The organism is Halalkalibacter wakoensis JCM 9140 (assembly GCF_000513095.1).
Taxonomy (GTDB): Bacteria; Bacillota; Bacilli; order Bacillales; family Bacillaceae_D; genus Halalkalibacter; species Halalkalibacter wakoensis.
This window is the reverse complement of record NZ_BAUT01000016.1, coordinates 14,116-27,470: the sequence shown is the minus strand read 5'-3', so window position 1 is coordinate 27,470 and position 13,355 is coordinate 14,116. Positions and strand designations below refer to the sequence as shown.

The window sequence follows — 13,355 nt, the reverse complement described above, 5'->3', positions numbered from 1 at the left end:
GCAAAGAGGTGTATGAGGTGAAAAGAATCGTTAGTGCAATAGACCAATTAAACTCTTGGGTTTTTCATTTAATAGCAGTCATTTTTGGTTTGGTCGCACTTCTTACCATTTATCAAGTATTTGCTAGATATGTGTTGAGTAGTCCGCTTATTTGGTCCGAGGCTATTGTTCGGTACTCTATGATATGGATTGTATTATTAGGGACTGCTATAGCTTTAAGAAAAGGATTATTAATTTCAGTGGAAGCAGTTCTATATTTAGTCCCGAAAAAAATAAAGAGAGTAATGGAAATGGTTATTGTTGTAATTAACATAATTTTTTTGGTTTTACTAATTAAATTTGGGTTTGACATTATGGGTAACTTAGCAAATCAAACGACAGGTTCTCTTGATATTCCTGTTACGTGGATTTATGCCGCAATTCCTGCAGGTAGCATATTAGCAATTCTAAATTGTATTGCAGTTTTTTATGAATTACTAACGAAGAAGGAAGCGGGGGAACAAGATGGCACTACTTTTATTCATTAGTCTATTTGTAATGTTTATCATTGGTGTTCCCGTAGCGTTTTCTATGGGATTAGCTTCAATGATTGCAATGTGGCAGGATGGTACATCACTTCAGGTAGCCATTCAACGTATCTTTTCATCCTTAAACTCATTTCCATTAATGGCAATTCCATTCTTTATTTTGGCTGGAAGTTTGATGGAATATAGTGGAATATCACAACGTCTAATAAATCTTGCAAACTCATTAGTTGGTAAAATTACTGGTGGATTAGGAATGGTTACGGTTTTAACGGCGATGTTTTTTGCATCAATTTCCGGATCAAGTGCGGCTACAGTGGCTGCAATTGGAAGTATACTAATTCCAGCAATGGTTAGGAGAGGTTTCCCTAAAAGTTTTTCAACTTCAGTGCAAGCTGTTTCTGGTGAATTAGGTGTAATTATACCTCCATCAATTCCGCTGATCATATTTGCACTAAGTGCTGGAATGTCTATTTCTATTGGTGATCTATTTATGGCTGGGGTTATTCCAGGGCTATTGATTGCCATGTCTTTAATGCTGACCATCTTCATAATTAGTAAAATCAAAGGCTATGGAAAAGACATTGTTTTAACAGATGAAGAAAAAGAGCTTATGACAGCTAAAGGCCGACTAAAGGCCTTTAAGGAAGCACTTCTTCCACTTTTGATGCCGGTTATCATTTTAGGTGGGATTTATGGGGGAGTTTTTACACCGACTGAGGCAGCCGCAGTAGCTGTAGGTTATGCGTTAATATTAGGAATGTTTGTTTATCGAACATTTACTTATTCAAAAATTATGGAAGTACTTAAAAATTCAGTTTTATCAACATCAATCATTATGTTCATTATCGGAAACGCAGGTTTATTTGGCTGGGTCTTAACATCCCAAAGAGTACCTTATATGGTGGCTGATTGGTTTGTTTCCATTTCCGATAGCCCTGTTGTCTTCCTCCTATTAGTAAACTTAATTTTATTAGTAGTAGGAATGTTTTTAGAAACAGGTGCGGCTATAGTTATTATGGCCCCAATATTAGCACCAGTTGCAGTGATGTTTGGAATTGATCCGGTGCATTTCGGGATTATAATGATTGTAAATCTAGCCGTAGGTATGTTAACGCCACCGATTGGAGTAAATTTATTTGTGGCATCGCAAATAGCAGGATTGAGAATTGAACATATATTAAAGCCATTAATTCCTTTTTATATTGTTTTGCTTTTAAATATAGCAATTATCACATATGTTCCACAAATCTCTCTGTGGCTACCTAATCTGCTAAAATAAAAAAGACTCGAGAGGAGAAGTTATGAAAATCTTATTAGCACCGGATTCATTTAAAGGTTCCATCTCGGCTAAATCATTATGCGGAGCGATGAGGGAAGGGATTGAAAGAGTCGTGCATGATGCTGTTATTTTAGAACGACCTTTGGCTGATGGTGGAGAAGGGACAATGGAGAATTTGGTTCATGCGACGAACGGGACGATTATTACTGTCACTGTTCTCGATCCATTAAAAAGAGAAATCACTGCAAGCTACGGGGTGTTAGGTGATCAAAAAACCGTTGTAATTGAAATGGCTCAAGCATCAGGGTTACCTCTGCTAAGTAATGAAGAAAGGGATCCGCTGAATGCAACGAGCTTTGGAACAGGGCAATTAATAAAAGAGGCATTAGAGCAAGGGTATCGAAACTTCATCATTGGCTTAGGTGGAAGCGCAACGAATGATGGTGGAATAGGGATGTTAAAGGCGCTAGGAGTACAATTCTTAGATTCTAGTGGAACCCCTCTAAGAGAAAATATGGAAGCGGTTCAGTATTTATCATCTATAAATACATCAGGTTTAGATGCTAGAATTAAGGATTCAACGTTTACGATTGCAAGTGATGTGCAAAGCCCACTCTGTGGATCAAATGGTGCCTCGGCTGTTTTTGGACCGCAAAAAGGTGCTACAGAGGAAATGATCGTTCAATTAGATAAGGCATTGGCTCAATTTGCAAAGGTAATTTTTGATCAAGGTGGAATGGATGTAGTGAACATTCCAGGTGCTGGAGCAGCTGGTGGAATGGGGGCTGCATTACTAGCTTTTCTATCCGCAAAAGTAGAATCAGGTATTGGTATTTCAATGGATGTGATTCGATTTGACGAGGATATAAAAGAGGCAGATTTAATTATTACTGGTGAAGGGAAGCTTGATAGTCAAACATTATCTGGTAAAGTCATTGCAGGTGTTTGTAAGAGGGCAGCTGCTTACGGTGTTCCTGTTGTAGCCTTATGTGGAAAGAACGAACTAAGCAGCAATGAGTTAAACGAATTAGGTTTACTCGCTGGCCTCTCCGTTGTTCCAGGACCATGTACATTAGAAGAAGCATTTATTCATATTGAGGAATGGTCAAAGGATCGGACTGAGCAAATCTTAAGATTAGTTACCGCTAGAAAGTAATTTTATATGAAAAAGGGATGTGGTAGGATTTTGCCACATCCCTTTTTTAAGAGAAGACAGCAAGTGACAAATTTCGACAGGTGACAGATGGTCGATAAATCTCTATTATTAAAGTATATATGCTTTTTTAGTGATAGGGGTTGTTTGGCTTGAAGACGCTAAAGTCATTCATGTTTTGGAAGATATTCTTAATTAATTTCATTATCATGCTAGCGTTATTAGGATTAATCTTGTATATGTCTAAAATTGTTTTGCCGGAGATCGCGGAGGAAAGTTATAAAGAAATAACGGATGAGACCGTTACACGTCTGCATGAGCAAATCTCTAATATCACTTCAGAGTTGGAAAAAATCGGATATGATGTACAACAAAACTATGTAGAGGGAGATGTTGAAGAGCTAAAAAGGCAACTTGAATCTGTTGTTTCGTATTCTTCCTTTGTTGACAGTGGGACAATTGTAGAGTTAGACGGGGAAATCACAGGTTTTTACCCAGCTGAGTTAAAAGAGGCACTGAGAGGGCAAAATTTTTCGGATCGTGAGTATGTTCAAAAAGCCATTAAGACAAAAAATGTGTATATTAGTAATGTTGTTTCGGCTGTAACTGGGCGTTTTGTTGTTGTTGTGGCAATACCCATTTTAGATCAAGGTGGAGAAGTCACTCGAGTTGTCAATTTTGTTATTCGAATAAGTGAAAACCCTGTCTTTAACTCTATTATCCAAAACATCGAAATTGGCGACGGGTATGCCTATATTGTGGACAGATATGGGCGATTACTTTCTCATCCAGAGCAAGAACGTATTGGTGAAGATGTAAGCTCTAATGAAGTCGTCCAAGCTGTCTTGAACCAGCAATCAGGGTATCAGCAAGTATTAAATTCAAAAGAATTCTCAATGCTGGCTTCGTATGAATATATCCCTGTTCTTGAATGGGGAGTTATTGCCCAAGTACCTGAATCGTATATTCATGTTTATTTTAAGGAATTTCAAGATAAGCTGATTATTTTTTCAATTATCTTATTTTTGTTTTTATCTTTCTTTGTTGCTCTTTATACACGGAAAATTATTAAACCCATTCAACAATTAGAGTTTGCTGTAGGTGAACTGGCTCAAGGAAAGTTCAGTGAACGTATTAGTGATAAATATATTGACCAGTCAGAGATTGGACGATTGGCCAAACGCTTTAATGAAATGACTGAGTACATGGCAGAAGCAAATGAGAACATTGAAACAAAAGAGCAACTTCTTCTTCAACAGAAAGAGTTTTTGCGTAAAGTAATTGACTCAAGTCCGAATTTTATTTATGCCAAAAATAAAGATGGATTTTACACTTTAGCCAATCAGTCATTAGCTGATTTTTATGGTACAACGGTAGAGGAAATGCTTTTTCGAACAGAGCAGGATTTTAATCAAGATGTAGTTCAAGTGCAAAGGCATGAGGAAGAAGAGCAAGAAGTGATCAAGACGCTACAAGAGCGTTATGTAGAAGAAGAGGAGATTATTGATGAAAACAAGCAGATCAAATGGCTGCAAACAACGAAAATTCCTCTTCAACTAACCGGAGAAAAAGACGTTCATGTACTTTGTATTTCCAATGACATAACGGACCGGAAATTAGCTGAGGAGATCATTCGAAAATCGGATAAACTATCAGCAGTAGGGGAGCTAGCTGCAGGGGTCGCGCATGAAATTCGCAATCCACTTACGAGCATTCAAGGCTTCTTGCAATTTATTAAGCCGAATTACAAAGAAGAGCGTTATTTTGATATTATGTTGTCTGAAATTGAACGAATAAAATTAATTATAAGTGAAATGCTCGTGCTATCAAAGCCACAAGTTGAAAAACGTGAAATGAAAGACGTAACTGACATGTGTCAACGAATCATTGATTTGTTTGAATCACAAGCAAATTTAAACAACATTCAAATTCAAACAAACTTCGAACAACAGTTACCTGAAATTTGGTGTGAAGAAAATCAACTGAAACAAGTCTTTGTCAATATTTTAAAAAATGCAATGGAATCGATGACAAATGGAGGAGAGATTTTCGTAGAAATGAAGCGGCAAGATGAAAATATGATTCTTATTCGTTTTATTGACCAAGGGATTGGCATTGAAAAAGAGCGCTTAAAGCGGATTGGTGAGCCATTTTATTCCACAAAAGAAAAAGGAACGGGATTAGGCTTAATGGTTAGTTACCGGATTATTGAAAGCCATCATGGCAAAATTAAGATTGATAGTAAATTGAACAAAGGGACCACAATCGACTTACTTTTACCAATTCAACCAACTATATGAGAATCAGGTCGCTTGCCGTGAGAAAAACTAAAATTTGATCTCACGGCTTTTTTTACGAAATGGAATAAATCTTTTCAATGATAACGATTTTTGGCTTTCTCTATAATGCTTAGCGCCATCGAATAGTAATAATCCACTTCTGCTTTTGTCCGTGCCTCCATCATTTTCTCCTTATATTCAAGAAATTGCTTGTATTCTCCCTCAGATAATCTTACTTTTTTCTTTGGGAAAGGAATAACATTATCTTCTTTCATGGAAGTCCCCTCTTTGTATCGATTTTGATAAGACCAATGTATGCTGTGTATGCTCATGTGTGTGTATGAAACGGAAAGAAAGTCTTTGGACTAAAATCCTAAGTTTGTTCAGTAGGCCTTCCTAAAAGAAACCCTTGCCCTAGTTCAATACCTATGCTTTTCGCTACCTCTAAATCTTTTGCCGTTTCAATGCCTTCTAAAATGATTCGTTTCTCGTCATTAAAAAAGTGGAATAACAAAGAAATCACTTTTTGTTTGTTAACTGATTGAGCTAAGTCTGTAGAAAAGTAACGATCTAATTTTACATAATCGACATCTAATTCAATGATTCGCTGAAGCGAACCACCTCTTGTACCGGTATCATCACTAGCAACAAGAAAGCCTTTCTTTTTGAGTACTGAGATGATTTTCTTTGTTTCAGAAAAGTTGTGAATGTCCTCATTTTCATTAATCTCAAATACGACCTGTTCTGGATTCAAAAAGAGTAGGGGATCATCTAACAACTCATCTAAGGCCTGTTTGAATAATGTTGACAACAACGTGGATGGATAGATGTTAATAAATAGGATAAGAGGTTTACAAAATTGTCCCATCATAGAAAAATGACGGATTGCATTTGAAAATGAATATATATCTAATACTGTCAATTGATCTGTTTGTTTTGCCCGCTTAAATAAAGTAACAGGTGTATCATTTGTTTTACTTCTGAGTAAGGCTTCATACCCTATTATGTTGTTGGATTTCAAAGCGTAGATTGGTTGCAAAACATGGTAGAGCATGTTCTTGTTTATAAGCGTCGTTAAATAAGGATCAATTTGTCCCATATGCAACCTCCTTTTGCTAATTATTTCCATAATGATAAGTAATGTAATTAAAAGAAAAGTGTGTGTACGTTAACCCTAATTCAGTAGACTTACCGTTTTTTTGAGAGAAGGTCGTCAATTTAACCTTTTGTTAAAAGCAACGTTACACACCATTTTTTTAGGGTATTAGTATGATAGCTATAAAGTTAATAAAGAAGGAAGGTTCTCTCAAAACGGATCAAAATGAGTGAATCATAGAATATAAGGAAGGTGATCCATATGAGAGTGTGTTCAAAAGGGGAAGAAAGTCCTTTAATTATTTCACAAGAAGATACAAAGTCTATCTCGACTAGAGACTTTTATTATTATATAGAAAAACTTTGTAAAGAGTATGACAAGCTTAATTACATCATCAAGCAATTTGATGAGGGGATGATCATTGTAGATCCTCATCAGAAGAGCTATCCAATCACCTTCTGCAATCCCGGTTTTACAAGACTTACGCAATATACTGAGGAAGAAGTACTTGGTCAGAACTGTAGAATCTTACAAGGTAATAAAACAGACCGCGATACCGTTGCGGAAATAAGAATGGCTATCAAGGAAAAAAGGCCTATCACGAAGGAAATTTTAAATTACCGGAAAGATGGAACGATTTTTTGGAATGAATTAAAAATCCGTCCGATCTTTGATCATTTAGGTAAACTTCTCTATTTTATTGGTATTCAAACGGATGTGACGATAAGACGAAATGCTCAAGAAATGGCTTATTATGATTCACTTACATCAAGTCCAAACCGTCGCTTTTTCGAGGAAACATTGCGTGAAAAATTAGAACAAGATGAAAGAGTAACACTCCTATTATTTGATATTGATCGTTTTAAACAGATTAATGACACATATGGTCATATAGAAGGAGACAAACTATTAATCGAAATTTCAAAACGATTGAAAAATTTATTTCATGAGTACTTCTTTGCTAGACTAGGCGGCGATGAATTCATTATTTTGCTACCAGAAGCAAAAGATGAAGCCGAGTTAATGGACTGGATACAATGGGCTTTTTCTGTGTTCTCAAAACATTTATCTTTAATGATACAAAAGAAATGGTTGAATTAAGTCTAGGAGTTGCAACTTCAAAGGGAGAAAAAAACACGATCTCATCTCTTGTAGATGCAGCCGATCATGCGATGTATAAAGCGAAAGAGAAATCGGGTAACTCATATGTGATTCAGTCTAATGAGGCTAGTGAATAGCAGTTCGCTGGAAAAAACCTTCTAAGTAGGAGGTTTTTTCATTTTTTTCGGAAAGAGAGTGTGGGTGTTGCAGGCGAACATAGCAACAACCCATAGGCACACTCCCTTCCTGATCACATACAATACCATATGCTCGATCCATTATTAGAACGATGAAAGGAGATATGCATGGAACCCGTAACGATTACTTTTGCTCATTGGGTGTTCCTTCTTGTAATTATCACGATCTTCACGTTCATGATGCTAAGGCGAGATGTGGTACTCCCCTCAATTGTTGGGACGTTTATCCTTGGGCTCGTTTATCATATTGATAAAGGATTTTTAGATGGCTTCATTGCATCTACTCAAGTTGTGTTTAATGCATTTTTGAATGCTGGAATTGCATTGTTTGATATTATGCTTGTCATTGCGTTAATGGTTGCGATGTTAAAAGCGATGCAAGCATCTGGTGCAGATGTGTTAATGATTTCACCGATGAAAAAGTTGATGGTCAATCCAACAACAGCGTTTTTTGTTCTTGGTGGAACGATGTATTTGGCGGCGACCTTCTTTTGGCCAACACCAGCTGTTGCGTTAGTAGGGACCGTGTTAATCCCAGTGGCAATCAAAACAGGCTTACCCGCAATGGGGGCCGCAATTGCGATTAACTTATTTGGTCATGGAATGGCTCTGTCTGGGGACTTAGTTATTCAAGGTGCAACTAGGTTAACTTCGTCAGCAGCTGGGCTTGAGTCATTTGAGATTTTACCATATACAGCGTTATTTTCGTTTATTGTCGGTTTTATCGCGATTGGTATTGCCTTTTTAAGAATTCGTCGTGGTATGAATGATGGTCGTTTCAAACAAACAGAAACCGAAGAGGGGCTAGAACTAGGAAAAAGTGAAGCTCCGATTAACCCAACGAAACAGGCTAAGTTTCTCGCGATTCTTGTGCCGGTCGTGTTGTTTAGTATTGTTTGTTTGATGATGTACCGTGCTTTTTTTCATCCTGATGAAGCAATACGTGGTGATGGGGCAACCGGCTTGCTTGGTGGTACGGCCGTCATTCTTTTGCTGATATCAGCCTTTTTAACACAAGGATCAAAAGCAATTGAAGGGATTGTTTCCTATATTCGCGAAGGGTTCTTTTTTGCGATCAAGATCTTTGCACCCGTTATCCCGATTGCGGCTTTCTTCTTGCTTGGTCATCCGGATCATGCAGAAACTGTATTAGGGGATGGAGCTCCTGGATTTTTATTTGATCTCGGTTCGCAGTTAGCCCAATATATAGAAGGTAGTAAAGTTACTGTTGTATTTGGAATGTTAATCATTGCAATTTTATCGGGAATGGATGGCTCTGGATTCTCTGGATTACCGCTCGTTGGTGCACTAGCTTCTGGTTTAGGAAGTGGGTCTGGATTAGATATTGCCGTTCTTGCTTCGATTGGGCAAGTTGCAGCCATTTTTGCAGGGGGTGGAACACTTGCAGCCTGGGCATTTGGCGTTGCTGCAGATTCAGGAATTGCCGGTGTGAAACCGATGGATCTTGTTCGGCAGAACTTCTTGCCTGTTATGTGCGGTTTATTTGTTGCTGCCATTGTCGCGATTTTAATTATTTAAAGTAAAAGGGTTCCTGACTCAACCGAGTCAGGAATTTTTTCTTTTTTTGGGCTTGAGCCTAACCAAAATCTGTGCGGTTACATAGAGTGTAGTATCTACACAATGGAAGGAGGGTCACAAATGGGTTACGGATACGGATATGGTTATGGTTGTGCTCCAGTTGCTGCACCAGCAACAGGACTTGGATTTTCTTTAATCCTTGTTTTATTCATTTTATTACTAATTGTCGGAGCGGCTTTCATTCCTTGCTAAGGTATGATCCTCCTAATGGGCGCCAGGTATCTGGTGCCCATTTTTAATGATGCAGGTAACATTCTATGAGTATGGCAGTATTTGGCTGGTTATCTACTAACTTATGTAAGAAAACATTCACATGATTAACAATACTAACTTATGAAAACAAAACACCTAACTTTTGAAGAAAGTTATTAATTAATTGTTTTATCTGAAAAAAAGGGGGTTGTAAGGAAAGACAATCAATGATAATATACTACTTAACTTTAGTGTATAACACATTTAAGTTAAATCAATAAAAAGTATAACACATTAAAGAAATTAGCTCAGAAGGTACATACTCAGTACCATTGAAAAATGACAGAAGGACAATTTTCAAGTACGTCGCTTCAGAAACAGAGAGTTATAAAAAAGGGGAATCGGATGTGAAAGAAAAGGAAGTTGTCTATGTCGTTTCAGACTCGGTTGGGGACACAGCTGAGTTAATGGTCAAAGCAGTGGCCTCGCAATTTAATGGTGGAGAAGTTGAGATTGAACATATTTCCTATGTGGGTGATAAATCGGACCTAGATAATGTTCTTGATTCAGCTAAGGAAAGCCGATCGATCATTGCCTATACGCTCGTTATTCCTGATTTAAAACAGTATTTGGATGAACGGGCAAAAGTGGAAGGGATCACAGCAGTTGATCTAATGAATCCATTAATGGAAGCTTTTTCAAAGCAATTCAACAAAGATCCTAAGCGAGAGCCAAGGCTAATGCGGAAGTTAGATGATAATTATTTTAAACGTGTAGCGGCAGTTGAATTTGCGGTCAAATATGATGATGGGCAAGATGTACGTGGTATCCAAAAAGCAGATATTGTTTTAATTGGGGTTTCGCGAACATCAAAGACACCATTATCGATGTATTTAGCACACAAACGATACAAAGTTGCCAATGTTCCACTTGTTCCTGAAGTCCGACCACCAGAAGAACTTTTTCAAATTTCAAAAAATAAGTGTGTTGGCCTTGTTATTACACCAGATAAGCTGAATGAGATACGAAAAGAAAGATTAAAAAACTTAGGATTAAAAGTCGCAAATTACGCTGAATTGGACCGCATTTTAATTGAGTTAGAGTACGCTGAAAAAATTATGAAGCGAATCGGATGTCCGATTATTAACGTTTCAAATAAAGCGGTTGAAGAGACGGCAGATTTGTTATTAGCGATGTTAAAAAAGAGAGGAGTGGGGTTTCGTGAATAAGAAATATGTTTACATGTTTGATCAAGGCAGAGGGGATAAAAGAGAATTATTAGGGGGGAAAGGAGCCAATTTGGCGGAGATGACGCGGATTGGGTTACCTGTTCCGTATGGTTTTACGATTTCTACAGAGGCCTGTAATGCTTACTATGATGCGGGAAAAACAATCTCTGAAAACATTCGACAACAAATACTAGAATCATTGCAAAATCTTGAACAACAAACAGGAAAAACACTTGGTGACCCAGAAAATCCTTTGCTTGTCTCCGTTCGTTCTGGTGCTGTTCACTCTATGCCTGGAATGATGGATACGGTATTAAACCTTGGGATGAATGATGAAACGGTTGAAGGGATGGCGAAGCTGACAAATAACCCGAGGTTTGCTTATGATTCCTACCGTCGATTCATCCAAATGTTCAGTGATGTTGTCCTCAAAGTTGATGGATTTTACTTTGAACAATTGTTAGAAGAGGTTCGTGAAGAAAAAGGCTACGAGACAGATCCAGAAATGACAGCTGCTGACTGGCAAGAAGTGATTCAAGGATATAAAGAATTGGTTAAAAAACATACGAAAAGTTCTTTCCCGCAAGATCCAAAAGAGCAAATGTTTCTCTCAGTGGAGGCTGTATTTGATTCTTGGAACAATCAGCGTGCCATTGTGTATCGCAGACTACAAAAGATCCCAGGTCATCTTGGAACCGCTGTCAACATTCAAAGCATGGTGTTTGGTAACATGGGAGATGATTCAGGAACAGGAGTAGCATTTACACGAAATCCGTCAACAGGTGAAGCGAAGCTCTACGGGGAGTATCTAATTAACGCACAAGGGGAGGATGTTGTGGCGGGTATTCGCACGCCACAGCCGATTGTGACACTGCAAAATGAAATGCCTGAAGTGTACGAACAATTTGTTGATACGTGCAACCTTCTTGAGAAGCACTACCAAGATATGCAAGATATTGAGTTTACCGTTGAACGCGGACAGCTCTTCATTTTACAAACGAGAAACGGGAAACGAACGGCTCAAGCTGCGATTAAAGTGGCAGTTGATCTAGTAGAAGAAAACATACTTAGTAAAAGAGAAGCGTTATTGCGCGTTGACCCAGATCAATTAAACCAACTGCTCCATAGTCGAATAGATGATGCATTTGTTCGAAACCCACTAACCAAAGGACTTCCCGCTTCACCGGGGGCAGCAACAGGGAAAGTGGTTTTCGATGCAGATGAGGCTGATCGTCTAGCAAAAGAGGAGAAAAAAGTCATACTGGTTCGTCCGGAAACGACACCAGATGATATTCATGGTATTGTCGCAGCACAAGCAACAGTGACGAGTCGTGGTGGAATGACAAGTCATGCAGCTGTTGTTGCAAGGGGAATGGGAAAAGCGTGCATTTGTGGATGCGAATCTGTTTCAATTGATTTAAAAGAAAAGAGATTTAAAGTTGGGGAAACGATTGTGAAAGAGGGAGATGTCATTACCATTGATGGTTCAACGGGAGAGATCTTTCTTGGAGAAATCCCAATGATTGATCCACAGCTTTCAGAAGAATTTCAATTACTGTTAACATGGGCTGATCAAGAAAGAACATTAGGCGTACGAGCAAATGCTGATAACCCAGAAGATGCAAAAAAAGCAGTTGAATTCGGGGCGGGCGGAATAGGTTTGTGCCGGACAGAGCATATGTTTATGGATGTAGCACGAATTCCAATTGTGCAGCAAATGATTCTTGCCGATACGTATGAAGAGCGTGAAGTTGCGTTAAGTAAGTTACTTCCAATGCAACAAGAAGATTTTGAAGGGATTTTTGAAGCGATGCAAGGGCGTCCTGTGACAATTCGCTTACTCGATCCACCTTTGCACGAATTTTTACCAGATAAAGAAGAACTGCTTGTTGACGTAACAAAATTGCAAATGACTTCTCCTGAATCTGAAGAATTAAAACAGAAGGAATACTTGTTACGAAAAGTCCGTCAGATAGATGAGTTTAACCCTATGCTTGGACATCGTGGTTGTCGACTTGGAATGACGTTCCCTGAAATATATGAAATGCAAGCAAAGGCGATTTTTTATGCAATATCAAAAATGCGCACAAAAGGAATAGATGTGAAGCCAGAAATCATGATTCCACTTGTTGGCCATGTAAATGAATTAAAGGAAATGCGTCGACTCGTGATAAATGCAGGAGTTCAAATTGAACAAGAAACAGGCGAAGATTTTGATTACCTTGTGGGAACGATGATTGAAGTTCCACGCGCTGCGTTAACCGCAGATCAAATTGCCGAGGAGGCTGACTTTTTCTCATTTGGCACAAATGATTTAACTCAATCAACATTTGGTTATAGCCGTGATGATGCTGAAGGGAAGTTCCTTCAATCCTACATCGAAAGCAAAGTACTTCCTGAGAATCCATTTGCTGTTTTAGATCAAGATGGGGTTGGAAAACTTGTTGAAACAGGTGTTAAGCTTGGGAGAGGTACAAAGCCTGAGCTAAAAACAGGAATTTGCGGTGAACATGGTGGGGAAAAGACTTCCATTGAGTTTTGCCACGAAGTAGGATTGGACTATGTAAGTTGCTCCCCTTACCGCGTTCCATTAGCGAGATTAGCGGCTGCACAAGCAACGATAAAGCATGAATTAAGACAATCTGTAGCTGAGTTTCAAGCTCAAAAATAGTGGAGAAGCTGCCTGTGAGCAGCTTCTCTTTT

The 13,355-nt window shown here is 38.4% G+C and carries 12 protein-coding genes; 10 read left to right on the top strand and 2 right to left on the bottom strand.

The annotated features are described in order from the left end of the window. Positions 1-17: 17 nt before the first annotated feature. The 4 genes from JCM9140_RS08750 to JCM9140_RS08735 all read left to right on the top strand — a co-directional run bounded on the left by JCM9140_RS08750 (position 18) and on the right by JCM9140_RS08735 (position 5,259). A complete protein-coding gene (locus tag JCM9140_RS08750; RefSeq protein WP_052002152.1) occupies positions 18-527 on the top strand; it encodes a TRAP transporter small permease in 510 nt (169 codons plus the stop codon). Further along, a complete protein-coding gene (locus tag JCM9140_RS08745) occupies positions 505-1,806 on the top strand; it encodes a TRAP transporter large permease (protein ID WP_034745064.1) in 1,302 nt (433 codons plus the stop codon). Before JCM9140_RS08750 ends, JCM9140_RS08745 begins: the two co-directional genes overlap by 23 nt. 22 nt (positions 1,807-1,828) lie before the next feature. Beyond that, a complete protein-coding gene (locus JCM9140_RS08740) occupies positions 1,829-2,962 on the top strand; it encodes a glycerate kinase (RefSeq protein WP_034745062.1) in 1,134 nt (377 codons plus the stop codon). A 149-nt stretch (positions 2,963-3,111) separates the two neighbouring features. Further along, positions 3,112-5,259, top strand: coding sequence for an ATP-binding protein (locus JCM9140_RS08735; protein WP_034745060.1), 2,148 nt, complete (start codon positions 3,112-3,114; stop codon positions 5,257-5,259). A 74-nt stretch (positions 5,260-5,333) separates the two neighbouring features. Here JCM9140_RS08735 and JCM9140_RS08730 read toward each other — a convergent pair whose 3' ends face one another. Then, positions 5,334-5,513: a hypothetical protein gene (locus JCM9140_RS08730; protein WP_034745057.1), complete on the bottom strand. Its 180-nt coding sequence runs from the start codon at positions 5,511-5,513 to the stop codon at positions 5,334-5,336. A gap of 98 nt (positions 5,514-5,611) precedes the next feature. Next, complete coding sequence (locus JCM9140_RS08725) at positions 5,612-6,337, bottom strand: EAL domain-containing protein (RefSeq protein WP_034745056.1); 726 nt, start codon at positions 6,335-6,337, stop codon at positions 5,612-5,614. 258 nt (positions 6,338-6,595) lie between these two features. Here JCM9140_RS08725 and JCM9140_RS22450 point away from each other — a divergent pair, with 258 nt between their 5' ends. The 6 genes from JCM9140_RS22450 to ppdK all read left to right on the top strand — a co-directional run bounded on the left by JCM9140_RS22450 (position 6,596) and on the right by ppdK (position 13,323). Next, entirely contained in the window at positions 6,596-7,435 is an 840-nt protein-coding gene (locus JCM9140_RS22450; protein WP_052002151.1) for a diguanylate cyclase domain-containing protein, read from the top strand. Continuing rightward, a complete protein-coding gene (locus tag JCM9140_RS24875; protein ID WP_162232189.1) occupies positions 7,423-7,572 on the top strand; it encodes a diguanylate cyclase domain-containing protein in 150 nt (49 codons plus the stop codon). The genes JCM9140_RS22450 and JCM9140_RS24875 overlap by 13 nt, the downstream gene beginning before the upstream one ends. Before the next feature lie 168 nt (positions 7,573-7,740). After that, complete coding sequence (locus JCM9140_RS08715) at positions 7,741-9,171, top strand: hypothetical protein (RefSeq protein WP_034745054.1); 1,431 nt, start codon at positions 7,741-7,743, stop codon at positions 9,169-9,171. Between the two features lie 120 nt (positions 9,172-9,291). Further along, positions 9,292-9,423 carry a YjcZ family sporulation protein gene (locus JCM9140_RS23110; protein WP_081727633.1) on the top strand — a complete coding sequence of 44 codons (132 nt, stop codon included), beginning with the start codon at positions 9,292-9,294 and terminating at the stop codon, positions 9,421-9,423. Between the two features lie 407 nt (positions 9,424-9,830). Beyond that, positions 9,831-10,652, top strand: a complete 822-nt coding sequence (locus tag JCM9140_RS08710) for a pyruvate, water dikinase regulatory protein (protein WP_034745052.1) — start codon at positions 9,831-9,833, stop codon at positions 10,650-10,652. Beyond that, positions 10,645-13,323, top strand: coding sequence for a pyruvate, phosphate dikinase (gene ppdK, locus JCM9140_RS08705; RefSeq protein WP_081727632.1), 2,679 nt, complete (start codon positions 10,645-10,647; stop codon positions 13,321-13,323). Before JCM9140_RS08710 ends, ppdK begins: the two co-directional genes overlap by 8 nt. Positions 13,324-13,355 lie beyond the last annotated feature (32 nt).

Excerpts from the sequence above, each read along its gene's own strand:
- JCM9140_RS08725 (WP_034745056.1), bottom strand. The coding sequence starts at position 6,337 with ATGGGACAAATTGATCCTTATTTAACGACGCTTATAAACAAGAACATG.
- JCM9140_RS23110 (WP_081727633.1), top strand. The coding sequence starts at position 9,292 with ATGGGTTACGGATACGGATATGGTTATGGTTGTGCTCCAGTTGCTGCA.
- JCM9140_RS24875 (WP_162232189.1), top strand. The coding sequence starts at position 7,423 with ATGGTTGAATTAAGTCTAGGAGTTGCAACTTCAAAGGGAGAAAAAAAC.
- JCM9140_RS08745 (WP_034745064.1), top strand. The coding sequence starts at position 505 with ATGGCACTACTTTTATTCATTAGTCTATTTGTAATGTTTATCATTGGT.
- JCM9140_RS22450 (WP_052002151.1), top strand. The coding sequence starts at position 6,596 with ATGAGAGTGTGTTCAAAAGGGGAAGAAAGTCCTTTAATTATTTCACAA.
- JCM9140_RS08740 (WP_034745062.1), top strand. The coding sequence starts at position 1,829 with ATGAAAATCTTATTAGCACCGGATTCATTTAAAGGTTCCATCTCGGCT.
- JCM9140_RS08715 (WP_034745054.1), top strand. The coding sequence starts at position 7,741 with ATGGAACCCGTAACGATTACTTTTGCTCATTGGGTGTTCCTTCTTGTA.
- JCM9140_RS08730 (WP_034745057.1), bottom strand. The coding sequence starts at position 5,513 with ATGAAAGAAGATAATGTTATTCCTTTCCCAAAGAAAAAAGTAAGATTA.